This window comes from Geothrix limicola (genome assembly GCF_030268085.1).
Taxonomy (GTDB): domain Bacteria; phylum Acidobacteriota; class Holophagae; order Holophagales; family Holophagaceae; genus Geothrix; species Geothrix limicola.
In genome coordinates, this window is record NZ_BSDE01000001.1 from 429,221 (window position 1) to 451,629 (window position 22,409).

Sequence of the window (22,409 nt, forward strand, 5' to 3'; positions counted from 1 at the left end):
ATACGCGGTGCCTGAGCAAAGCTCAAGCACCGCGTCTGTGAAGGACGCCCACGCGCTGCCCAAAAGCATCAAGCTGGTGGAGGTCGGGCCCCGCGACGGCCTGCAGAACGAGGCGGGCCAAGTGCCGACGGCCGTCAAGGTGGAGCTCGTGGAGCGCCTTGCCGAGGCCGGTCTCCGGACAGTGGAGGTGACATCCTTCGTCTCGGCCCGTTGGGTTCCCCAGATGGCGGATCATGCCGAGGTGCTGCGGGCCATCCGTCGGAAGGATGGCGTGGCCTATCCCGTGTTGACGCCCAACCTCCAGGGCCTCGAAGCCGCCGTGGCCGCGGGCGCGAAGGAGGTGGCGATCTTCGGGGCGGCCTCGGAGACCTTCTCCAGGCGCAACATCAACTGCTCCATTGAAGAAAGCCTGGCTCGGTTCGTCCCGGTCCTGCGGGCCGCCGAAGCCCTCGGCATTCCTGTGCGGGGCTACGCGTCCTGCGTGGTGGATTGTCCCTTCGAGGGACACATCCAGCCCGAGGCTGCCGCCGATCTGGCCCGCCGCCTCTTCGACCTCGGCTGTTGCGAAATCTCATTGGGCGACACCACCGGGCGCGGCCATCCGGCGAGTATCGCGCGCATGGTCGAAGCCTGCGCGAGGGTCGTCCCCATGGATCGCCTGGCGGGCCACTACCACGACACCTACGGCATGGCCGTGGCCAACATTCACGCCTCGCTCCGCCTGGGGATGCGCGTGTTCGATAGCTCCGTCGCCGGGCTTGGCGGATGTCCCTATGCCCCCGGCGCTACGGGCAACGTGGCCACGGAGGATGTCGTCTGGCTGATGCGAGGCCTGGGCGTGGAGACGGGAGTGGACCTGGAGGCCCTGGTTTCCGTCAGCGCCTGGATCTCGGCCTGCCTGGGGCGGCCTCCGGCCTCGCGGGTGGCGCGGGCGCTCCTGGCGAAAGGCGGGGGTGGAGAGGCCTGCGCTGGCCCCGCCTGATAGCCTTCCGGCTGATTCGATAGGGGAAGGATCAAAATTTCAGTGTGAATTTGATGATGATCATTGGATCAAAAATGGATTAGCCTGTTTTCAAATACATAATCCTGGATTGCCGCAGACACGGCTCTGAAAATGCCAATGAACGTCACGTTCCGCCCTGCAGGTTGACCACCTTTTCCGCCCACCCATCCAAAGGAGCACCTCGTGTTCAAACGGACCCTCTTCTTCAGCTCGATGCTGATGTCCGCGGCTGGCCTATGGGCCCAGGCACCTGCGGCGCCAGCCGCCAAGGAACTGAATGGCAACGAAGCGGTCCCTTTTCCCACCAAGGATCACCCCACAGTCTGCCGCGGGCATGTCACAGGGCGAAACGCCGTCTCCGTGCCACTGGTCGTACCTCCGGGCAAGCAGGTCAAGGCCCAGTTAGGAGGGCGCTTCGCCGGGGAGTTGAAAGTTCGTTTCGTGAACAACATTCGGTCACACAAGGATCCGGGCCTCATGGTGGATGCCACGAATTTCCGCAACGACGTGAGCTACTACAAGAACGTGACGAACGAACCCCAGACCATCTTCTGCACGGTGCGGAGCATCGAAACCGACGTGCCGCAGATCATGCCCGAATTCACGATCACCTTCACGGAAGGGGCCTAGTTCTAGCCCTCTGCTCGAAACCGCAGGGGAGGGGCCTCCAGCATCAGGTCCTTCCCCGTTACCGGGTGCTTGAGCCCCAGGCGCCAGGCGTGGAGCCAGATGCGATCTGATGGCGCGCCTCCGTAGAGCGCGTCGCCGAGGATGGGCCGGCCCAGGTGGGCGAGGTGCACCCGGATCTGATGGGTGCGGCCCGTGTGGATGCGCGCCACCACCCAGTGTCCGGGCACGAGCCCGGCCGTTTCCTCGGCGGTGGCGGGCCTGAAGTCCGTGCGGGCGGACTTGGGATCCATGAGATCTCCCGAGCATCCGAAGCGGCCGGGATCGGCGCCCCGCAGGCGGCCGATGGGGGCCTCCACCGTGCAGGCCTCCAGGGGTTCGGAGATGCGGGCGAGGTAGAGCTTTTCCAGATCGCGATCGGCGAAGGCCGAAGCCAGGCCCTTGTTGGCCTTCGGGTCTTTGGCCAGCACCAGCAGGCCTGAGGTGCCCTGGTCCAGCCGGTGGTGCAGGAACAGGCCCAGATCCGGTCGCTGCGTCTTGAGAAGGGCCAGCAGGTCGTGGCGGTCCGTGGCCCAGGTGCCCTGGGTGGCGATGCCCGCGGGCTTGTCCACGGCCAGGATCCAGGCGTCTTCGAACACGATGGGGATGGCCGTGGTCGGCACGGCGGGCAGATCGGGGTCGTAGGCCACGCGTACCTCAAGACCGGGCTTCACCAGCTTGCCCGCCACCTTCACCCGCTTGCGGTCCACCTGCACCCCGCCCAGCTTCAGGGCTTCCCGGGCCGCCCGCCGGGACAGCTCCGTCCGCTTGGCGATGAGCTGGTCCAGGCGCAGTTCAGCGTCCTCGGGAGCCACGGTGAAGGTCCATTTGCGAAGCGTCATGCCTCCAGGGTAGCCGGGGCGCTGTGTTGCCTCAAAAAGCGAGGCAATTCGGGGCCAGGTTTGGCATGCTTGGGGATGGAGGCTTCCATGATCCGATCGCTTCGAGTTGGGCTGCTGATGGCCATGGCGGTGCTCGCCAGCGCCGCCGATCTTCCCGTGTCGGGCTGGGCGCTGAAGCCCGGTTCCACGGTGACGGTCGCGGACCTGCGCCTCGTGGCGGCGACGGCGGGATCCGAGGCGACGCTTGCTTCGGCCCCCGTCTCCCTGAAAGTCGGCGAGCTGTACCGGCTGAGCGCCACCATCCGCACCGAGAACGTGAGGGCGGACGCGCTGGCCCGCTACCCCACGGCCCTTGGCGCGTGCCTGTCCATGGAGAGCTTCCCCTTCACCAATGCCTCCCAGAGCGTGGCGGGAACTTCCGAGCGTCAGATCTCGATGCTCTTCCTCGCCACGAGCCCCAGCGACCGCGTGCAGCTGCACCTGGGCCGCAACGGCAAGGCCACGGGCACTGCCGCCTTCAGCCACGTGAAGCTGGAAAAGGTGGACGACGTCACGGCCTTCATCCCCATGCAGACCGTGCGCTGGGCCGGTAAGGGCTTCCGCTACGAGATGGGCGGCTGGACCTTCCTGCACATCGAGGGCGCGCCTTACGCGCGCGGGCGCCAGCACGGAGAGCTGATGGCCGACGAGATCGTGCGCTACATCACCAAACTCGGCGTGCAGAAGAACGCGGCGGATCCCGCGCGGGGCTGGGCCGACCAGCGCCAGACGGCGGATGCGCTCTTCTTCCGGAAGTACGACGTGGAATTCCTCGAAGAGATGAAGGGCATCGCCGATGGTGCCGCCAAGGCCGGCGCGACGTTCAAGGGGCGCGCCATCGACCTGCTGGACATCGTGACGCTGAACAGCGCCGTGGACATGAGCTCGCTGCAGGATGGCCTCACCCACGCCGCGAATCCGCTCACGGGCCGCACCTTCATGACCGGTGACGACGAGCTGGAGAAGGGCGGGAAGGGCGATCACTGCAACTCCTTCGTGGCCACCAAGGGCGCCACGAAGAGCGGGCGCTTCATCCTCACCCAGATGTTCATGTGGAACGGCTACACCGGCACCGAGTGGAACGTGATGCTCGACATCGTGCCCGAGAAGGGCCACCGGCTCGTCCTGCAGACCTTCGCGGGCGGCATCCACAGCGGCACGGACTGGTACCTGAACACCGCCGGCCTCGTCATGGGCGAGACCACCGTGGGGCAGACGCCCTTCAACGTCGATGGCACACCCCAGAGCAACCGCATCCGCAAGGCCGCCCAGTACGCAGCCAGCATCGACGAGGCCGCCGAGATCCTCTTCAAGCAGAACAACGGCCTCTACACCAATGACTGGACCATGGCCGACACCAAGACCGATGAGGGCGCCTGCTTCCTGCTGGGCACGGAGAAGGCGAAGATGTGGCGCACGGGAACGAAGGGCAAGGCCGCCGATACGCCGGGCCAGCTCCAGGATTTCATCTGGGCCAACAACAACAACCGCGACCTCGACGTGCGCGGCGAGTACGTCGCCAATCCGGAGAACGCGCCCGCGGATCTCGCCTTCAACACGTGGAACCGCGACATCGCCTGGCAGGAGGCCTTCAGGACCTACGGCCGCACCGGCTTCGACATCGACATCGCCACCCGCGTGATGGCCACCAGCCCCATCAACCGGCCCCACGCCTGCGACGCCAAGCTCACCACCTCGGAGATGGCCGAGAAGCTCGTCTTCATCGCGCACCAGGGCAAAACCACCCTGCGCGAAAAGATGGTGGGCGGCCGCTGGATCCCCGACCTGCCGGGCGCCACGCCGCACCTCACCCAGGGTTACACGGCCTTCAGCCCCATCTGGATCACCGAAAAGCTCCAGGCGGCCAAGGCCGCATGGCATGAGGGCAAGCCCGCGAAGGCCACGCCCACGCCCAATGTGGAGGGCGTGAAGGAGGCCTTCGGTTTCGAGGCCAGGCGCCTGTGGACCGGGACGGTACTGCCCGCCTCGGACGCGGAAAACTGGTTCGTCAGCGCCTCGGCGGCCTACTGGCAGCAGCTCAAGCACCTGCCCGCCGATCCCGCCAAGGCCTTCGAGTCCCAGGGCGCCGCCCTGGCGGATCTGAACACCCGCCACCTCTGGCTGGACGCCCGGGAAGGCGCCAAGGCGCCCCTGGCCACCCGCACGGAGTACGACAGCTACGGCGCCTACCAGATCCCCCGCATCCGCGGCGTCTTCGCCCTGCACCAGCTGCGCCTGCACCTGGGCAACGCGGCCTTCGCCAAGGCCATGCAGGCCGTTCACGCACGCTTCGGCGGCAAGCCCGCCCGCACGGCCGATATCCTGAAGACCCTCTCGGAGGCCGCGGGACAGGACGTGTCGCCGATCCTGAAGCCCTGGCTCGAGCGCGCCGACCTGCCCACGCCCGCAGTCAAAGCTCGCATCGAAAAGGCGGGGACCGGCTTCGACGTGAAACTCGACGTCGAACAGAAGGGCTTCGCCTATCCCTTCGTGGCCTTCGCCAGTCTCGAAACCGAGAAGGGCGCGAAGCTGGAACGCGTCGCCGTGAAGGGCGCGAAATCGACCTTCACGTTCCACAGCGAAACCCGACCCACGCGCCTCGCCTTCAATGCGGGGCACGACGTCCCCGTGGCCCGCGCCAACTTCTGGGTGCCGGGCAACGTGCTGGATGATTGGAGCGCCACGCTGCTGATCTACGGCACGGGCCGCGAGGTGGAGGCCCAGCGTACCCTGGCCCTGAACTACCGCGAGGCCCTGGCCGACGCCATGACCGAAGTGCTGCTGCCCGTGAAGAGCGATGCGGAAATCGGCGACGCCGAGCTGGCGGCCAGCGACCTGCTCGTCTTCGGTGGCGCCGCCGAGAACGGCCTCGTGGCGCGGCTCCAGGCCGAAGGCAAGCTGCCTCTGGATACCGGGTCCGGCTGGTTCAAGTGGCAGGGACGGACCTACGGGCGTCCCGACGACGGACTCGTCGTCTCGCTGCCCAATCCCTGGAACCCCAAGCGGATGCTGCTGCTCGTGCTTTCCAACAGCCGCGTCCAACAGTGGGCGATGACGAAGACCGTCTCCCGCGGCCTACCCGGCTGGGCGCTCTACCGTGGCTCCGACGTTCAGCAGAAGGGGCACGCGGAGGCTGAAGGGATGGGAATCGCCTTCTAGCTCCGCGCCCGAAGAAGGTCCGTGTCTGATCTTCCGGCCTCGTTCCGCACCTCCGCGGGGCGAGGCCGGATCGCTTGTCGCAGTCTCAGGCAGTCCGCGCAAGGAATCCTCCCCGGCCTGTTCCGAAGACGTACACTTCAGGACGCCAACGCCTCTGGAGGCGCCCATGGGACCCATGGAGCTGCTCAAGATCGCGATCCACGCCATCCTGCGGAACAAGATCAGGGCGCTGCTGACCATGCTCGGCATCATCGTGGGTGTGGGGGCGGTCATCGCCATGATCGGCATCGGCGAGGGCTCCAAGCGCGCCTCCATCGCGATCATCCGGAACATGGGCTCCAACATGCTGACCATCTTCCCGGGGACGCACACCCATCACGGGCCCCAAGCCATGGGTTCCGCCGAGATCCTGCAGCCGGATGACGCCGATCTCATCCAGGAGGAACTGGCCCTGTCCACGGTCCATGCGGCCACACCCCAGGTTCAGACCACGCGTCCGGTGGTCTACCAGAACGCCAACTACCTCACCCAACTCCAGGGCACGGGCCCGGAATTCCTGTGGATCCGGGGCTGGGAACTCCAGGCGGGCCGCTTCTTCACCAGGAGCGAAGTGCGGGGGATGTCCAAGGTCTGCGTCATCGGCCAGACGGTGAAGGACAACCTCTTCCCCGGGGGTGAAGACCCGCTCGGCCAGGTCATCCGCGTGAACCACCTCCCCTTCGAGGTGGTGGGGGTCCTCGAAAAGAAGGGGGCGGGCATGTGGGGGGATCAGGACGATCTGATCGTGGGTCCCTACACCACCGTGATGCGGATGGTCATGGGGCGGACCACCATCCAGCGCATCCTTGTGAGCGCCCACGAGGATGAGGCCGAACTCGCCGAAGCCGAGATCACGGCCCTGCTGCGCCAGCACCTGAAGGTCCCGCCCCAGGACGTGAACCCCTTTCAGATCCGCAAGCAGGACGACATCGTGCGGATGCAGAACGAGCAGGCCGGCATCCTGACGACGCTCCTGGCCGTGGCGGCCAGCATCTCCCTGGTGGTGGGCGGAATCGGGATCGCCAACATCATGCTGGTGAGCGTCACGGAGCGCACCCGGGAGATCGGCATGCGCCGCGCCGTCGGGGCCACCCAGCACCAGGTCCTGTGGCAGTTCCTCACGGAGGCGGTGGCGCTCTCCACCCTGGGCGGCCTGCTGGGCGTGTTCTTCGGTCTCGCCGCCATCACGATCCTCCAGCGCTTCCAGTTCCCGGCGGTGGCCGAGGTCTGGGCCGTGATGCTGGGCCTCTTCTTCAGCGGCATGGTCGGCGTGGTGGCCGGATTCCTGCCGGCCCTCAAGGCGGCGCGGCTGGACGTGATCGACGCGCTCCGCTACGAGTAGCTGGGGTGGCCCCGCTTCAGATCGAGTAGCCCTGGCTGTCCACTTCGAGGGCCAGCTGCTTGGCGGCCAGGTCGGCGAGGGTGGTGGCCTGGAGGACGGCGCGGGCCGCGGCGGTGCTGCGGGCCCAGAGATCCCGCACGGCGCGGGCGCCGTGGCTGGCGTCCTCGGGGAGATCCTCGGTCCCCAGCTGGCCTTCGAGGGCTTCCAGCACCTCCAGGGCCGTGATGTGGCTGGGATGCTTCGCCAGTTCGCAGCCGCCGCTGGGGCCGCGCTGCACCTTGATGAGGCCGTCGGCCTTGAGGTTGCCAAGCAGCACCCGCACGAACTTGGCGGGCAGGCCCTGGCGCTCGGCGATGGTGTCCACCAGCACGGGCCCGCGCCCCGCCTGGATGGCCAGCTCCACCATGAACTGCAAGCCGTAGCGTCCCTTGGCCGAACCTTTCATGGCCGCCTCCCTCCACATGACCACTGAGTATATTACAAAACAAATTAACAAACTTGACAATCTCGCAGGGGTTTCCATAATTCATCATCCGGCTCGGCCCGGACACCTAGGAGATCTCGATGAGCCGCCCCACCGACCGCCCCAATCGCGCCGAACACGCCTATGACCTGGTGGGCTACACGCCCGTCGTGCGCCTGAACCGCATCGTCCCGGCGGGTTCCGCCAAGGTCTACGTGAAGCTGGAAAGCGCCAACCCCGGCGGCAGCGTGAAGGATCGCATCGCCCTGAGCATGATCCAGGACGCTGAATCCCGCGGCACGCTGAAAGCTGGCATGACGCTGCTGGAGGCCACCAGCGGCAACACGGGCATCGGCCTCGCCTTCGTGGCCGCCGCCAAGGGCTACAAGATCACCCTGGTGATGCCCGACACCATGACCCAGGAGCGCCGCGCGCTGCTGAAAGCCTATGGCGCCGAGCTGGTGCTGACGCCCGGCTCCGGCGGCATGAAGGCCGCGGTGGACAAGGCCCAGGAGCTGGCGGATGCCGATTCCAAATACTTCCTCGTGCGCCAGTTCGACAACCCTGCCAACCCCGCCGTGCACCGCCGCACCACCGCCCTGGAGATCCTGGAGCAGGTGCCCGAGTTGGACGCCTTCGTGGCGGGCGTGGGCACGGGCGGCACGGTGACCGGCGTGGGCGAAGTGCTCGCCGAGAAGAAGCCCGGCACCCTCGTCGTCGCCGTGGAGCCCGAGACCTCGCCCCTGCTCAGCACCGGCAAGGCCGGTCCGCACAAGATCCAGGGCCTCGGCCCCAACTTCGTGCCGGGCATCCTGAACCGCGATGCCTTCCAGCGCGTCCGCCCCGTGGGTTACGACGATGCCATCGCCACGGCCCGCCGCCTGGCCCGGGAAGAAGGCCTGCTGGCGGGCATCAGCACCGGCGCCAACGTCTTTGCGGCGCTCGAAGTGGCCAAGGAGCTGGGTGAAGGGAAGACCGTCGTCGTCATCCTCTGCGACACCGGCGAGCGCTACCTCACCCACCCGCTCTTCGCCGAGATCGACGGGCCCGCGATCTAGCGTTTTCCAGCCGGCAGCGCGACTATCCTGGGAGCCCCTTCCGAGGTGCCCCATGTGGATCGCCGCGCTGCCGCCCGCTGTCCCGCAGGTTCAGGCCCAACAAGCCCAAACCTCGGCACCCACGCCTGAAAAAGCCACGGCCTTCGAGCGCGCGGTGGTGCAGGAGATGAGCGACGCGCGGGTGCGCCCCCGGGCCTGGGCGAAGCTCCTGCGGGAATTCCGGGAGGGTTTCGAAGGCACGCTCTGGAAGCGGCCTGGGCGGACGGCCCTTCGCACCGAGGAAGGCCTGAAGGCCTTCGACGAGGCCATCGCCTTCCTCGAATCCGCCCGCCCCGTGGGACTGCTGCGCTTCAACGAGGGGCTGGCCCGGGCGGCCCGCCTGCACGCCCAGGACCTGGGGCCGCGCGGGGGCGTGGAGCACGCGAGTGCGGACGGCAGCCGCCTCTCCGACCGCCTGAACCGGCTCGGCACCTGGCACGGTGTGATCGCCGAGAACATCGCCACCTTGGAGGAGGATCCGCGCCAGGTGGTGATCCAGCTGCTGGTGGATGACGGCATCCCCGGCCGAGGGCATCGGCGCAACCTCTTCAACCCCGACTTCCACCAGGCCGGCTGCGGCAGCGCGCCCCACCGAGACTACCGGATCGTGACCGTCATCGATTACGCTGACGGGTTCGTTCCGAATCCCTGAGCGGCCCCAGGTCTGCTAGCCTGGGCCATCCCTTGGGTGAGACGTGATGCGGTTCCTTGTGCGGCTGGGTGCGCCGGTTCGCGGGTTTCTGGAATTCCTGGGCGACCAGGCCCACCTGGTGCTGCGGACGCTGCGGCACGCCCTGCTGCTGCGCATGGATCAGCTGGCCGTGGTGGGCGGGCAGACCAAACTGCAGATCCGCTTCACGGGCCTGGATGCCCTGTGGCTGGTCAGCGGCACGGCCCTGCTGCTGGGGGCGGTGACGCTCATTCAGGCCTTCAGCCAGCTGTCGGGGCTGGGAGCCGAGAACTACATCGGTGTTCTGATGGTGCTCATCATCCTGCGGGAATTGGGGCCCCTGCTCACAGCCGTGCTGGTCATCGGGCGCAGCTCCACGGCCATTGCCGCCGAGCTGGGCGCCATGCAGCTGAACGGCGAGATCGATGCCCTGGCCACCCACGGCATCAACCCCTACCAGTACCTGCTGCTGCCCCGCTGGCTGGGCGTGCTCGTGTCGGTCTTCGCGCTGGTGGTGTTCTTCGACGCGATGGCGCTGGCGGGCGGGCTGCTCGTGGCCAAGCTGAAATACGGCGTCACCTTCGGCTTCTACATGGATTCGGTGCGACAAGCCCTGTCCAATCTCGACTTCGCCGCCACGCTCCTCAAGGTCGCGCTGTTCGCCGGCGCCATCACCTTCCACGCCTGCCACTTCGGCCTGCGCATCCAGCGCAGCCAGACCGAGATCCCCCAGGCCGTCACCAAGACCGTGGTTTCGGCGCTGGTGGCGGTATTCGCCCTGGACGGCCTCATCGCCGCCCTCTTCTACTTCTGATCCGCATGATCGAGCTGCGCGACCTCGCCCTGGGTACCCCCGACGGAAGCTGGCTGCTGGAGGGGATCGAGCTGCTGGTGCCCAAGGGCGGAAACCATCTGATCACCGGCCCGAGCGGATGCGGGAAGAGCCGCCTGCTGAAGGTGATCGCCGGAACCGAACGTCCCGCGCGGGGTCTCGTGCGGGTGGATGGACGGGAGATCTGGCCCGGCGACGGCGTCCTGTCGCTGACGGAGCGTGTGCGCGTGGGGTTCGCCTTTGCGTCCGGCGGCCTGCTCTCCAACCTGAGCGTGTGGCAGAACGTCGCGCTGCCCCTGCGGTTCCGCGGGATTCCGGCGGAAGAGGTGCGGGTGCGCGCAGGGGCCGCCCTGGAGCGGCTGGGCCTGCAGTCCGTGGCCGAACTGCGCCCGCATGCGCTGAGCGCCTCTGCGCGCAAGCTGGGCAACCTGGCCCGCGTGATGGCCCTGGATGCCGAACTGATCCTGTTGGACGATCCGCTGGAGGGGCTGGATGCTGCGGATCGCGGCAGGGCCCTCGGCTTGGTGCGGGGCTGGATTGCAGATGCCACGAAGACCCTTCTGATCGCGCTGGAGGATTCCACACCCTTTGCGGAGCTCGCCTTGGATCGGCTTGAGCTGCGCGCGCCTTCGATCCCGCTGGAGTCGCCATGAAATTCGAAAAGCAGGATGCCCGTTTGGGATTGCTGGTGCTGGTGGCGCTGGGGCTGTTCCTGGGCCTGGTGGCCTACAAGAACGCCGCGGCGGTGACGGAGCGAACCTACCCGCTGCTCGTGCGCCTCGATCAGATGGAAGGTCTGGCGCCGGGCACGGACGTTCAGCTCAAGGGCTACCGCGTGGGGGCGGTGGAGCGCGTGGACATGAAGCAGGAGGGGAAGGACTACCACTTTCTGGCGCGCATCGCCGTGCGTCAGGACATCCAGCTCTGGCGCGGCACCCGTGCGAACCTGGCGCCCCGGGGTGTGGGCAGCGTGATGCTGGATCTGCGCCTGCCCGAACTGGCCGAGCGGACCGTGCTGCTGGCACCGGGCGACGAGATCCCGGGCGATACGGGCGTCTCCATCGCGGGCGTGCTGGAGCGCGCCGACCACCTCATGGGCAGCCTGCAGGCGGGCGTGGACGGGCTGCGCACGCGCATCGAAAAGAAGGGGCTCGGCGATGTGCTTGATCATCCCGCCGTGCATCAGGCGCTGCAGTCCCTGGACGGCACGCTGCGCGAGTTCCAGGCCCTGGCCAAGGAAAGTCGCGGCCTGGTGGGCCACGCCGATCGCAGCATGGGCGAGGCGGACAAGGCCCTGGACTCCCTCGACCACAGCCTGGCCACCGTGCGCGCCCTGCTGGACAAGCGCGGACCCGAGCTGGACCAGATCCTCGTGAGCCTGGCCGCCACGCTGAAACAGGCCGAAACCTTCATGGGCCGCTTCAACACCCAGGATCATCCCGAACTCGAGCAGAGCCTCAAGAGCCTGCGCCGCTCGCTGGCCTCGGTGGAAGAACTGCTGGAGCTCCTCAAGCAGAAGCCCAGCCGCGCGGTCTGGGGCACGCCCAGCGAGGCCGAGCGCGAGCAGGCCCGGCAACGGACCGAAGCCGCGAAACAAAACCCTCCCAAACCCTGATCACAGGAGTCCCGTTGAACGATTCCATCCGCATCCGCAGCGTCATGAAGGCTGATTTCGCCGCCTGGAAGGTGCTGTGGGACGGCTACAACGCCTTCTACGGTCGGGCCGGTGAGACGGCCCTTCGGCCCGAAATCACCCAGTCGACCTGGTCCCGTTTCTTCGATGCCTACGAACCCATGCATGCCTTCGTGGCGGAAGGGCCCGAGGGGCTGGTGGGCCTGGCGCACATCCTCTACCACCGCAGCACCATCCAGCTCGGCCCGAACTGCTACCTGCAGGACCTCTTCACGTCCGAGGCTGCGCGTGGCCAGGGCGTGGGCCGCGCGCTCATTCAGGCCGTCTACGACCATGCGGCTGGGCTTGGGATCCAGCGGGTCTACTGGCAGACCCACGAGACCAACGCGGCGGCCATGCGGCTCTATGACCAGGTGGCCGAAAAATCAGGTTTCATCGTGTACCGGAAGAGCCTCGGTACCTGATCCGCCGGGTGCGTGATCCGCATCACACACCCGGCGTGGAAAGGTCCCTTTTCTGCGTTTTCAGAAGAACCTTGAAGGATCCGATGCTCTGTGTCGTGACCCCCTACCGGAAGGAGGCGAGGTTCATCCCATGGTCCTCCCAGCGTCGCCCCAGGGCGTGCTCTCCTCCGAAGCCGCCCGACGGCTGAGGACGGTGTTGTCTCTGGCGGCCGGAGTGGGGGCCTGCCTGGCCGCCATCAGCGCACTTCTGGGCAGGCCCGCCCTCGCGGCTTTTGGAAGCACCTTCGTGCCGATGTCCCCCCTCGCGGCTGTCGGCGTGGTCTTGCTGAGTGGCATTCTCCTGGCGATGGACCGGTGGCCCAGCTCTGCTTCTGCACGCCGTGTGGCCTGCGGCGTGGCTGGTGGGGTGGCGCTGCTGAGCTTCGGATTCACCGCCGGGCATCTGCAGGGCGAGACGATGACGCTGGAACGGTGGCTGGTGCTGGGACGCTCCGATGTCCAGCTCACCTCGATGCTGACGGACCTCGCCATGTTCGGGGCGGCCCTCTCGGCGCTCTGCCGCTGGGGCCGGCCCCACGCGTCCTGGGCGTCGCGGCAGGCAGCCGCCCTGCTTGCCCTGATCCCCCTGCTTATCAGCACCGTGGTGCTGGTGAGCTATGCCGCGGGCGCCCCGCTGCTGTACGGATCCGGCCATATCCCCATGGCCCTGCCCACGGCGCTCTGCATGGCATCGCTGGGTCTCGCCCTGCACTGGTCGGCCGGATGCGACACCTGGCCTCTGGCGGTTTTCGGGGGCGGGCCGGGACCCGCCGCCGAGTGGTCGATCTTCGGTTTTCCCGCCGGGGTCCTGACCCTGTTCCTGCTCATCGGCGGCCTCGTGGTCACCGGCGGAGCCTTCGTGCTGAGAAGCCAGATCCGGGCCGCACGCGGCCGCGTCCAGGCTGAACTCGAATCCATCGCGGATCTCAAGGCCCGGCAGATCGCGGCCTGGTACGGCGAGCGCCGGGCCGATGCGGATCTCATCTCCGGGAGCGACCTGATCCAGTCCCAGTTGCGGCGCTTCCTCTCGGGAGCCCGGGAGGCTCCAACCGAGAAGGACCTGAGCCTCTGGATGAGTGGATTCCAGAAGCGGGCCTACCGGTGCGTCGCCCTGTTCGACGGGCGGGGGAACCTTCGTGTCTCGGCGCCAGCCGGAGAGATTCCCGGTCTTCCCGATCTGTTGGAACGCACGCAGGCATTGGCTTTTGCAGGAGTGAGCGCTGCCGACTTCCGGGAGGAACCCAACCACGCGGGGATTCACCTGCGGTGGTGGGTCCCCATTCCATCCACGGCTGCCCAGGCCAAGGCGGTCGGAGTGCTGCTGCTGGAGGTGGACCCACGGGAGTTCCTCTATCCCCTGATCCAGTCCTGGCCGACCGCAAGCGCCAGCGCGGAGACCGTGCTGGTGCGCCGGGACCAGGGAGAGGTGGTGGTCCTGAACGAGCTTCGCCACCAGCCGGGCAGTGCCCTGAATCTCCGCTATGACCTGGCGACGCAATCGAACCTTCCGGCGGTGCGGGCCGGCCAGGGCAGCGAAGGCCTGATGGAGGGCAGGGATTACCGCGGGCAGGAGGTCCTCGCGGTGCTGAAGGGGATCCCCGGTACCGGCTGGCACATGGTCGTGAAGGTGGATGAGACGGAAATATTCGGTCCTCTGCGCCAGCAGGTCTGGACGGGAGGCCTGAGCCTGGTCGGGCTGCTGGCCCTGGTGGGGGCGGGCCTCGGCCTGATGCTCCGCCGCCACGATGCCGAGATGGTGCGCAAGCAGCTGAACCTCGCCCAGCGTTTCGAATGGCTCATGCGCGAAGCCAACGACATCATCCTGCTCACGGACGAGCAGGGCGCCATCCTCGAGGCCAATCGGCAGGCGGTGACCTGCTACGGATACGAACTGCCTGAACTCCTCCGGATGAACATCGTGGACCTGCGCTCGTCGGAGTTCCGGGCCGAAGGTCGTGAGCTGTTCCAGCAGACCCAGAAGCTCGGCTCCCTCCGCTTCGAATCGGTCCACTGCCGCAGGGATGGAAGCACCTTTCCCGTGGATGTCAGCGCGCGGGCGGTGCCTCTCGACGGCGCCATGCGCGTCATCGTCTTCGTGCGCGACATCACCGCCCGCGAGATGCAGGAGGCCGAGCTGCTGAGAATGACCCGGCTCTATGCCGCGCTCAGCCAGGTGAACCAGGCCATCGTCTGGTCCACCTCCCGCGAAGCCCTGTTCAGCCGGATCTGCGAAATCATGGTCGAATTCGGGCGTTTCAGCATGGCCTGGGTCGGCGTGAGCGAGCCGCTCTCCAATCGGGTGTCCGTCGCCGCATCCTATGGGGATGCCACGGGCTACCTTCGGGGCATCCAGGTGGAGACGGGGGCTTCACGCCTGGGGACGGGCCCCGTGGGCACCGCCATCCGCGAGGGGCGGGCCTGTGTCGAGAACGATTTCCTCGCCTCCCTGGCGACCAAACCGTGGCACGCGGCCGCCGCGGGAACCGGTTACAGAGCCATGGCCGCCTTCCCCATCCGGCAGTCCGGGGAGGTCATCGGCGCGCTGGCGGTTTACGCCGTGGTGAGGGATTTCTTCGGCGACCGGGAATGCGCCCTGCTGGAGGAGGCGGCGGTGGACATCTCCTTCTGCCTGGATCACCTGGCGGGGGAGGCCCGGCGGCGGGATACGGAACGGGCGCTGCTGGAGAGCGAACGGTTCCTCACAGAGGCCCAGGAGGCCGGTGGCATCGGCACCTACACCTGGTTCATCCCGGAGGACCGCTGGCGGAGCAGCCCCTTCCTGGATGGGATTTTCGGGATCGGGCCCGAGTATCCCCGTGACGAGAAGGGATGGCTCAACCTGGTCGCCCCGGAATTCCGGACCACCATGGAAGCCTACGTCGCGGGGATCATCGAACGGCACGAGCGGTTCGACCTCGACTATCCGATCGTTCGCGTTTGCGACGGGGCCCGCCGCTGGGTCCATGGCCAGGGTGACCTTCAGTGGGATTCCGCAGGACGGCCTGTGGCACTGACGGGCATCATCCAGGACATCACGGTACGACGAGAGGCCGAGCGCTCGATCCGGAAGATCTCCGTGGCCATCGAGCAAAGCCCGCTCTCGGTCCTGATCACCAATCCCAAGGGCGACATCGAATATGTCAATCCGGCCTTCACCCAGGTGACAGGCTACCGGGCGGACGAGGTGCTCGGGCTGAATCCCCGCCTGCTGCGCTCCCCGCGGACGCCTCAAAGCCAGTACCAGACGATGTGGGACACCCTGGGACGGGGCGAGACGTGGGTGGGCGAATTCGAGAACCTCCGGAAGAACGGCGAGATCTTCTACGAGCGCGCCACCCTCGCGCCGGTGCGCGATGAGATGGGCGGGCTCGTGAACTACATCGCCATCAAGGAGGACATCACTCAGGAAAAGCGCGATGAAGCCGAGCGGCGTTCCCTCGAATCCCAGCTGCAGCAGTCGCAGAAGCTGGAGAGCCTGGGCAGCCTGGCCGGAGGCGTGGCCCACGACATGAACAACGTGCTGGGCGCCATCCTGGGCCTCGCTTCGGCCCTCCAGGAAACGGCGGTTCCGGATTCCCCGGCGCTGAAGAACCTCGATACGATCATCAACGCCTGCCTCCGGGGTCGCGGCGTGGTGAAGAGCCTGCTCTACTTCGCGAAGAAGGATCTTCAGGAGGAGCGGCTTCTGGATCTCAACGAGCTTGTCCGAGAGATGACGCAGCTCCTGAGCCACACCACGCTCAAGCGCGTCGAGCTGAGCCTGGACCTGCAGGAAGGACTCAACCCGCTGCGCGGGGATCCGGGGGCGCTGAGCCACGCGCTCATGAACCTCTGCGTGAACGCCATCGATGCCATGCCCGGGGGCGGCCTGCTCCAGATCAAGAGCGAGCAGAGCGCCGAGGGCGACCTGCTGCTGCACGTGCGCGACAGTGGGGAGGGTATGAGCGCCGACGTGCTCTCCAAGGCCATGGAACCCTTCTTCACAACCAAGCCGAAGGGCAAGGGGACGGGGTTGGGCCTAGCCATGGTCTACGGCACGATGAAGGCGCACGAGGGCAGCTTCGATCTCATCAGCGCGCCTGGGCAGGGCACCGAGGCCATCCTCTGCTTCCCCGCGAGCCGGGTGGAGGGAGCGGGGTCCCGCATGCCAGCGGCAAGTCCCGCCACGGCGGATCCAGGCGGACGTCTGCGAGTGCTGCTGGTCGACGACGACGAACTGATCCGGGAAGCCGTGGCCCCCATGCTCGAAGTGCTGGGGCACGACGTGGCCACGGCGAAGGATGGCTTCGACGCGGTCAAATGGCTGGAATCGGGCCATCAGGCCGATCTGGTGATCCTCGACATGAACATGCCGGTCATGAACGGGGCAGAGGCCCTGCCGCGGATCCTGGCCCTGCGGCCCGGTCTGCCTGTGATCATGGCCACTGGCTACAGCGATCACGAAGTGGCACCCCTGCTGGAGGGCCGCCCTTCGGTGTCGAGCCTGCGCAAGCCCTTCAGCCTGAAGGAGGTCCGGCACGCGATCGCGACCCTGGGGCCGAAGGCCTGCCAGCGCAGTGATTCCGCGGTGTGATCCAACCGAGGCTTGCTGGCGGGGTAGACTGCCGAAGGGAGTCTAGCGGTGTCGAAGATCGTCGTCGTGGAAGACAGCAAACTGATGCGCCACCTGCTGCGCCGTGTTCTGGAGCAGGCCGGCCACGAGGTGGAGGCCTGGGAGGACTTGGCGGCTTCCGAGATTCCTGAACGGATCAAGAACGGCGCGCCCGACCTGATCGTCTCTGACTACCAGATGCCCGGATGCAACGGGTTGACCCTCGTCCGCATGGCGCGGAAAGTGCGGCCCGAACTGCCGGTGGTGATGGTGACCTCCACCCGCGATCCGGATGTGATGGCCCCGCTTCGCCGCCTGGACGTCCAGCACATCCTTCACAAGCCGTTGCAGGAAGGCGAACTGATGGATGCGATCCGGCAATGCCTGGAGCCGGTCGACTAGATCCGGTCGAGGCCTTCCTTGCCCTGCCGGACCACCCAGGGGATCAGCTCGTAGTTGGCGAGTCCCTGCTGGTAGAAGGGGTCACCGTCGCGCAGCGTGTCCAGATCCGCCAGGGGATTCTCGTCCTGCACCCGCACGAGGATCATGCCGCCAGAACGAGGATCCATGGGGCCCGAGGCCACGACGATGCCCTGAGTCTCCAGCGTCTTCAGGTAGGCGCGATGCGCCTCGGTGGCGGCTTCGACCTCGGCCAGCGGACGGCGGTAGCGGACGATCATCATGGCGTACATGGAGCCTCCTCGATCCGCCCCAGATGAACACAGACGAACGCGTATGAAAAGTCCGTCGCTCAGTCGCGGACGATGCGGGTGCCCACGGTGTCGGGATCTTCGGTGGCCAGGGCTTCGGCGGTGGTGATGAGCACCTCGTGTCCGCCGCCCTCCAGGTAGGCCAGGGCGCTTTCGATCTTGGGACCCATGCTGCCGGCGGGGAACTGGCCCTCGGCGAGGAGCTTGCGCGCCTCGCTGGCGGTGATGCGATCCATCCAACGCTGGGTGGGCTTGCCGAAATCGACGGCCACCTTGGCCACGCCCGTCAGGATGATGAACAGGTCCGCCTCGAGCTGGGCCGCCAGCAGGGCGCTGAGGCGGTCCTTGTCGATGACGGCCTCGACACCCACGAGAAAGCCGCTGGCGTCACGGATCACGGGGATGCCGCCGCCGCCGCCGGCGATGACGCTGTGGCCCTGCTGCAGCAGGGTCTTGATGGATTCCAGCTGCACGATCTCTAGGGGGCGCGGCGAGGGCACCACCTTGCGCCAGCCCCGGCCCGAATCCTCCTTCATCTTCCAGCGCTTGGCCCGCATCAGCTCCAGGGCGCGGAACTCGGGATAGAAGGGGCCCACGGGCTTGGTCGGATCCTGGAAGCCCTTGTCCTCCTTGTCCACCACCACCTCGGTGAGGATGGACGTAACCGAGGTGTCGAGGCCCAGAAATCGCAGGCGGTTGATGAGCATGCGTTCGAGCATGTAGCCCATGGAACCCTGGGTCATGGCGCCGCAGATATCCAGGCTGTAGGGCGGGATCTGGCCCGAGGCCGCCTCCTGCTGGATGAGCAGGTTGCCCACCTGGGGCCCGTTGCCGTGCACCACGCACAGCGCGTAGCCCTCGGAAACCACGCGCGCCAGCATCTCGGAGGTTTCGCGGGCGTTCTCCAGCTGCTCCTCCTGGAGCCCCCGTTCTTTCTCTTTCAGCAGTGCGTTGCCGCCGATGGCGAGGAGTGCGATCTTTCGGGTCATGCCATACCCCGGGAAACGAGGATCATACAGGGCTGGCGCCACAGGGCAAAGGACAGTCGTCACAGAGTGCCCGGCGAGCCCCATGAACCCTGGTCGGAACCCCGGACCCTTTGCACCCTGTCAAAGGCGCGGCGGATGCCTGAACCCGGGTTCGACGGAGGAATCCTGCGAAAGGGTGGCATCCCGGGCATCGAGGGGCCGCACCAGCAGCCGGTCCCGATCCACCTGTTCGCCGATGCGGAAGCTGACCTCCCCGGCATCCGTGAAGCCCATCTTGGCGTAGAAGCGGATGGCCCGGGGATTCTGGTCCCAGACCTGCAGCCAGGCGCCGTCGTGGCCCCGCGCCGCCGCGTGGGACAGCGCGGCCGCCATGAGCTGCCCGCCCGCGCCCCGGCCGTGCAGGGACCGGTCAACGTAGAATCGGACCACTTCCATGGGGCGGACGAAGGGCACCTGCGCCCATTTGGAGGGGTGGTTCTGGAGCAGGGCATAGCCCAGGAGCTGCCCGGCTTCCTCAAGGACCAGCATCGTGCAGGCGGGGTCCGCCAGTTCCGCCGCCTGCTGGGCGAGCCCGAAGGTCTCGGCCAGGTGCAGGTTCAGATTGGATTCGGGAATGAGCCCCGTGTAGGTTTCGCGCCACAGGCGCTCTCCCAGGAGCGCCAGCGCCTGGGCATCACGGGGAAGGGCGATCCTGACCGGCATCCCTCCAGCTTACCGAAGTGCCGAAAACCCGCTACAATGCTCGTTTTGGCGAGCCTCCATGCACATCCAGGAACTGATCCTCCGCCTGCAGCGGTTCTGGGCCGACCGGGGCTGCCTCATCGGCCAGCCCTACGATCTGGAGAAGGGCGCGGGCACCATGAACCCGCTCACCTTCTTCGGCGCCCTGGGCGACAAGCCCTGGAACGTGGCCTACGTCGAGCCTTCCCGCCGCCCGGCGGACGGCCGCTACGGCGAGAATCCCTTCCGCGTCTACAAGCACCTCCAGTTCCAGGTGATCCTCAAGCCGAGCCCGGCCAAGGTGCAGGAGCTCTACATCGAAAGCCTCGAAGCCCTCGGCATCGACCTCTCCAAGCACGATCTGCGCTTCGAGGAGGACAACTGGGAATCACCTTCCCTCGGCGCCTGGGGTGTGGGCTGGCAGGTGGTGCTGGACGGCATGGAGATCAGCCAGTTCACCTACTTCCAGCAGGTGGGCGGCCTGGACTGTCGACCCGTCTCGGCCGAGCTGACCTACGGCATCGAGCGCATCTGCATGTTCCTGGGCGGCTATGACAATATCTTCGACCTGGTGCACGGCGAGGTGAAGACCGACGATGGCGTCTTCCCCGTCACCTACGGCCAGATGCGCCAGCGCGAGGAATTCGAACTGAGCGCCTACAGCTTCGAACACGCGGATCTCGACCTGCACCGCACGCTCTTCGAAGCCTACGAGAAGGAGGGCTGGCACCTGCTGAGTGACCTCGGCCACTTCCTCAGCGCCTACGAGCAGGCCCTCAAGATGAGCCACACCTTCAATGTGCTGGATGCCCGCGGTGCCGTGAGCACCACCGAACGCCCCGGCATCATCAAACGCGTGCGCGACCTGGCTTGTGGATGCGCCAAGGCGTACCTGGAGTTTGAAAACGCAAAAACGCCAACCGCGGAGAACGCCGAGAGCGCGGAGAAAAGCGTGATGGCTGGGAAGGGAGGTGCGAAGTGAGCGCGACCAAGACCTTCCTGTTGGAGCTGCACTGTGAGGAGATTCCGGCGCGGTTCCTAAAACCGTTACATTTTGAATTTAGTCAGCTGTTTTTCAAATTTCTCGAAAAGGAGTCACTGGTTCCTGCTGGAGCGTCGGTGTCAGCCAACGGATTCGTATCCGATGCGTTACCGGATTTCCTTTCACCACGAAAGCTCGCGTGGCGAATTTCAGGAATTCCGACCTCCCAACCCGACCAGACCGAAACCCAGGTGGGCCCGCCCCAGCGCATGTGCGTGGACGAGGCTGGCAAGCCCACCATCCAGGGCGAGAAGTTCGCGGAGAAGTGGGGCGTGCCTTTCTCCGCCGTGCGCTTCGAGCAGCCCGCGGGCAAGAAGGAACCCTGCGCCGTGGTCACCCTCACGAAGCAGGGGCGGCCGACGGCGGATCTGCTGACGGAGGCCCTGCCGGGGCTCATCGCCGGGCTGCACGTGCCCAAGGCCATGCGCTGGGGCCGCTCCGAATTCGAATTCGTGCGCCCCATCCGCAACATCCTCTGCCTCCTGGGCGACCAGGTGGTGCCCCTCCAGGTGGATGGCGTCCAAGCCTCGAACACCACCTGGGGCCACCGCCTCTTCCATCGCGCGCAGCCCGCGCCCGTGGCCATTCCCGCGCCCGAGGCCTACGAGGCCGCGCTGGAAGCCGCCGGTGTCGTGGTCAGCGTCGACGTCCGCCGCGCGCGCATGGCAGAGCAGCTCGAAGCGCTGGCCACCGAGGTGGGCGGCCGCGTCGTCGCCGATGCGGAACTGCTGGACACCCTGGCCGAGATCGTGGAATTCCCGAAGATCGTGCGCGGCGACTTCCCCGCCAGCTTCCTGGAGCTGCCCAAGGAGGTGCTGGTCACCTCGCTGCGCGAGCATCAGAAGAGCTTCTGCATCGAGCAGGCGGACGGCACGCTGCTGCCCTTCTTCCTCACGGCGGCCAACCGCACGGACGACCCGGCGGGCTTCGTGAAGGCGGGCAACGAGTGGGTGCTCAAGGCGCGGCTCTACGACGCGCGCTTCTTCTTCGCCGAAGACCTCAAGCATCCCCTATCGGACCGCCTGGAGAAGCTCCAGGCCCTCACCTTCCAGCGCGACCTGGGCAGCTACCACGCCAAGACCGGCCGTGTCGTGGCCCTGGTGAAGGGCATAGCCACGCGCCTGTCCAGCGATGAGACGCACGTCAACCGTGCCCTCGAAGCGGCTCGCATGGCCAAGTGCGACCTGCGCACGCTGATGGTGGGTGAGTTCCCCGAGCTGCAGGGCGTCATGGGCGGCGAATACCTCAAGCATGAGGGCGCCCATGAAGATGTCTGGATGGCCGTGAAGGAGCACTACCGGCCCGTCGGCGCCGAGGATGCCATCCCCTCCACGCCCATGGGCTGCCTGCTGTCCCTCTGCGACAAACTGGACACCGTCGCCGGCTGCTTCGCGGTGGGCCTCATCCCCAGCGGTTCGAAGGATCCCCTCGCCCTGCGCCGCGCCGGGCAGGGCATCGTGCGCATCCTCTGGGAGCGCGGCTGGGACCTGAGCCCCAGCGACCTCATCACGGTCGCCCTCGGTGTCGTCGGCGCCAAGGCCACTAAGCCCGCCGCAGAAACGAAGGAAGCGCTCCTGGCCTTCTTCCGGGATCGCGTGGCCTACCAGCTTGAGGTGGCGGGATACGCGGGTTCCGTGCGCCGCTCCGCCCTGGCCGCGGGCTGGGAGGATCTGACGGATCTGAAGGCCCGCTGCGAGGCCCTCTCGGCCTTTGCCGAAGACCCCCGCTTCGCCTCCCTGGCCCAGAGCGCCAAGCGCATCGGGAACATCCTGAAGGACGAAACGCCCTCCACCACCTTCGATGCGGCCCTGCTGACGCAGGCCGAAGAAAAGGCGCTCGCCGAGCAACTGGGCCATCTGGAAGGCACGCCTGACCAGGCGGCCCTGCTCACCGCGCTGGCCGACTTGGCGGAACCCCTCGAAGCCTTCTTCAACGCCGTCATGGTGAAGTGCGAGGATCCGGCCCTGCGCGCCGCGCGCCTCAGCCTGCTCCACCGCCTCCGCCAGGCCTTCCTGCGTGTGGCGGATTTCAGCCTCTGGCAGTAGGGCACAACCTATCCACCCGAACCC

General features: G+C 67.0%; 19 protein-coding genes. 14 read left to right on the plus strand and 5 right to left on the minus strand.

Translation table 11 applies throughout. From position 1 onward, the window contains the following. Positions 1 to 37 precede the first annotated feature (37 nt). Together QSJ34_RS01740 and QSJ34_RS01745 are read left to right on the plus strand one after the other, a co-directional pair. Positions 38 to 982, plus strand: a complete 945-nt coding sequence (locus QSJ34_RS01740) for a hydroxymethylglutaryl-CoA lyase (protein WP_285569475.1) — start codon at positions 38 to 40, stop codon at positions 980 to 982. Between the two features lie 204 nt (positions 983 to 1,186). Continuing rightward, the gene (locus QSJ34_RS01745; protein WP_285569477.1) at positions 1,187 to 1,633 is read left to right on the plus strand and encodes a hypothetical protein; all 447 of its coding nucleotides are present in this window, start codon (positions 1,187 to 1,189) and stop codon (positions 1,631 to 1,633) included. Between the two features lie 2 nt (positions 1,634 to 1,635). Here the strand turns inward: QSJ34_RS01745 and QSJ34_RS01750 are convergent, their stop codons facing one another. After that, the gene (locus tag QSJ34_RS01750; protein ID WP_285569479.1) at positions 1,636 to 2,511 is read right to left on the minus strand and encodes an RluA family pseudouridine synthase; all 876 of its coding nucleotides are present in this window, start codon (positions 2,509 to 2,511) and stop codon (positions 1,636 to 1,638) included. Between the two features lie 87 nt (positions 2,512 to 2,598). On the opposite strand from QSJ34_RS01750, the gene QSJ34_RS01755 reads away from it, so the two are divergent. Beyond that, complete coding sequence (locus tag QSJ34_RS01755; protein WP_285569481.1) at positions 2,599 to 5,709, plus strand: C45 family autoproteolytic acyltransferase/hydrolase; 3,111 nt, start codon at positions 2,599 to 2,601, stop codon at positions 5,707 to 5,709. Between the two features lie 166 nt (positions 5,710 to 5,875). Further along, complete coding sequence (locus QSJ34_RS01760; RefSeq protein ID WP_285569484.1) at positions 5,876 to 7,090, plus strand: ABC transporter permease; 1,215 nt, start codon at positions 5,876 to 5,878, stop codon at positions 7,088 to 7,090. 16 nt (positions 7,091 to 7,106) lie between these two features. On the opposite strand, the gene QSJ34_RS01765 is transcribed toward QSJ34_RS01760, so the two are convergent. Then, positions 7,107 to 7,535, minus strand: coding sequence for an RrF2 family transcriptional regulator (locus QSJ34_RS01765; protein ID WP_285569487.1), 429 nt, complete (start codon positions 7,533 to 7,535; stop codon positions 7,107 to 7,109). Between the two features lie 119 nt (positions 7,536 to 7,654). On the opposite strand from QSJ34_RS01765, the gene cysK reads away from it, so the two are divergent. The 8 genes from cysK (at position 7,655) to QSJ34_RS01805 (ending at position 17,281) form a co-directional block, all read left to right on the plus strand. After that, positions 7,655 to 8,611 carry a cysteine synthase A gene (gene cysK / locus QSJ34_RS01770; RefSeq protein ID WP_285569490.1) on the plus strand — a complete coding sequence of 319 codons (957 nt, stop codon included), beginning with the start codon at positions 7,655 to 7,657 and terminating at the stop codon, positions 8,609 to 8,611. A gap of 52 nt (positions 8,612 to 8,663) precedes the next feature. Then, entirely contained in the window at positions 8,664 to 9,302 is a 639-nt protein-coding gene (locus QSJ34_RS01775) for a CAP domain-containing protein (protein ID WP_285569492.1), read from the plus strand. A 46-nt stretch (positions 9,303 to 9,348) separates the two neighbouring features. Beyond that, positions 9,349 to 10,134, plus strand: coding sequence for an MlaE family ABC transporter permease (locus QSJ34_RS01780; RefSeq protein ID WP_285569494.1), 786 nt, complete (start codon positions 9,349 to 9,351; stop codon positions 10,132 to 10,134). Between the two features lie 5 nt (positions 10,135 to 10,139). Beyond that, entirely contained in the window at positions 10,140 to 10,805 is a 666-nt protein-coding gene (locus QSJ34_RS01785; protein WP_285569496.1) for an ATP-binding cassette domain-containing protein, read from the plus strand. Further along, positions 10,802 to 11,767, plus strand: a complete 966-nt coding sequence (locus tag QSJ34_RS01790) for an MlaD family protein (RefSeq protein WP_285569499.1) — start codon at positions 10,802 to 10,804, stop codon at positions 11,765 to 11,767. Before QSJ34_RS01785 ends, QSJ34_RS01790 begins: the two co-directional genes overlap by 4 nt. A gap of 44 nt (positions 11,768 to 11,811) precedes the next feature. Next, the gene (locus QSJ34_RS01795; protein WP_420798816.1) at positions 11,812 to 12,249 is read left to right on the plus strand and encodes a GNAT family N-acetyltransferase; all 438 of its coding nucleotides are present in this window, start codon (positions 11,812 to 11,814) and stop codon (positions 12,247 to 12,249) included. A gap of 130 nt (positions 12,250 to 12,379) precedes the next feature. Then, entirely contained in the window at positions 12,380 to 16,861 is a 4,482-nt protein-coding gene (locus QSJ34_RS01800) for a PAS domain S-box protein (protein ID WP_285569503.1), read from the plus strand. 48 nt (positions 16,862 to 16,909) lie between these two features. Then, positions 16,910 to 17,281, plus strand: coding sequence for a response regulator (locus tag QSJ34_RS01805; protein ID WP_285569506.1), 372 nt, complete (start codon positions 16,910 to 16,912; stop codon positions 17,279 to 17,281). Here the strand turns inward: QSJ34_RS01805 and QSJ34_RS01810 are convergent. The 3 genes from QSJ34_RS01810 to QSJ34_RS01820 all read right to left on the minus strand — a co-directional run bounded on the left by QSJ34_RS01810 (position 17,278) and on the right by QSJ34_RS01820 (position 19,280). After that, complete coding sequence (locus QSJ34_RS01810; protein WP_285569509.1) at positions 17,278 to 17,571, minus strand: YciI family protein; 294 nt, start codon at positions 17,569 to 17,571, stop codon at positions 17,278 to 17,280. The two genes, QSJ34_RS01805 and QSJ34_RS01810, sit on opposite strands and share 4 nt — an antisense overlap. A 59-nt stretch (positions 17,572 to 17,630) precedes the next feature. Further along, on the minus strand, positions 17,631 to 18,578 hold the full coding sequence (arcC, locus tag QSJ34_RS01815; RefSeq protein WP_285569512.1) for a carbamate kinase: 948 nt from the start codon (positions 18,576 to 18,578) through the stop codon (positions 17,631 to 17,633). A gap of 120 nt (positions 18,579 to 18,698) precedes the next feature. After that, positions 18,699 to 19,280: a GNAT family N-acetyltransferase gene (locus QSJ34_RS01820; protein ID WP_285569513.1), complete on the minus strand. Its 582-nt coding sequence runs from the start codon at positions 19,278 to 19,280 to the stop codon at positions 18,699 to 18,701. Between the two features lie 58 nt (positions 19,281 to 19,338). Between QSJ34_RS01820 and QSJ34_RS01825 the strand changes: the two genes are divergently transcribed. Next, positions 19,339 to 20,280 carry a glycine--tRNA ligase subunit alpha gene (locus tag QSJ34_RS01825; RefSeq protein WP_285569515.1) on the plus strand — a complete coding sequence of 314 codons (942 nt, stop codon included), beginning with the start codon at positions 19,339 to 19,341 and terminating at the stop codon, positions 20,278 to 20,280. Then, positions 20,277 to 22,385, plus strand: coding sequence for a glycine--tRNA ligase subunit beta (gene glyS, locus QSJ34_RS01830; protein ID WP_285569518.1), 2,109 nt, complete (start codon positions 20,277 to 20,279; stop codon positions 22,383 to 22,385). The genes QSJ34_RS01825 and glyS overlap by 4 nt, the downstream gene beginning before the upstream one ends. Positions 22,386 to 22,409: the final 24 nt, after the last annotated feature.

Bases quoted from the DNA above. Each gene is read 5' to 3' on its own strand.
- QSJ34_RS01750 (WP_285569479.1), bottom strand. From the start codon at position 2,511: ATGACGCTTCGCAAATGGACCTTCACCGTGGCTCCCGAGGACGCTGAA.
- QSJ34_RS01755 (WP_285569481.1), top strand. From the start codon at position 2,599: ATGATCCGATCGCTTCGAGTTGGGCTGCTGATGGCCATGGCGGTGCTC.
- QSJ34_RS01760 (WP_285569484.1), top strand. From the start codon at position 5,876: ATGGGACCCATGGAGCTGCTCAAGATCGCGATCCACGCCATCCTGCGG.
- QSJ34_RS01765 (WP_285569487.1), bottom strand. From the start codon at position 7,535: ATGAAAGGTTCGGCCAAGGGACGCTACGGCTTGCAGTTCATGGTGGAG.
- cysK (WP_285569490.1), top strand. From the start codon at position 7,655: ATGAGCCGCCCCACCGACCGCCCCAATCGCGCCGAACACGCCTATGAC.
- QSJ34_RS01775 (WP_285569492.1), top strand. From the start codon at position 8,664: ATGTGGATCGCCGCGCTGCCGCCCGCTGTCCCGCAGGTTCAGGCCCAA.
- QSJ34_RS01780 (WP_285569494.1), top strand. From the start codon at position 9,349: ATGCGGTTCCTTGTGCGGCTGGGTGCGCCGGTTCGCGGGTTTCTGGAA.
- QSJ34_RS01785 (WP_285569496.1), top strand. From the start codon at position 10,140: ATGATCGAGCTGCGCGACCTCGCCCTGGGTACCCCCGACGGAAGCTGG.
- QSJ34_RS01790 (WP_285569499.1), top strand. From the start codon at position 10,802: ATGAAATTCGAAAAGCAGGATGCCCGTTTGGGATTGCTGGTGCTGGTG.
- QSJ34_RS01795 (WP_420798816.1), top strand. From the start codon at position 11,812: ATGAAGGCTGATTTCGCCGCCTGGAAGGTGCTGTGGGACGGCTACAAC.
- QSJ34_RS01800 (WP_285569503.1), top strand. From the start codon at position 12,380: ATGGTCCTCCCAGCGTCGCCCCAGGGCGTGCTCTCCTCCGAAGCCGCC.
- QSJ34_RS01810 (WP_285569509.1), bottom strand. From the start codon at position 17,571: ATGTACGCCATGATGATCGTCCGCTACCGCCGTCCGCTGGCCGAGGTC.
- arcC (WP_285569512.1), bottom strand. From the start codon at position 18,578: ATGACCCGAAAGATCGCACTCCTCGCCATCGGCGGCAACGCACTGCTG.
- QSJ34_RS01820 (WP_285569513.1), bottom strand. From the start codon at position 19,280: ATGCCGGTCAGGATCGCCCTTCCCCGTGATGCCCAGGCGCTGGCGCTC.
- QSJ34_RS01825 (WP_285569515.1), top strand. From the start codon at position 19,339: ATGCACATCCAGGAACTGATCCTCCGCCTGCAGCGGTTCTGGGCCGAC.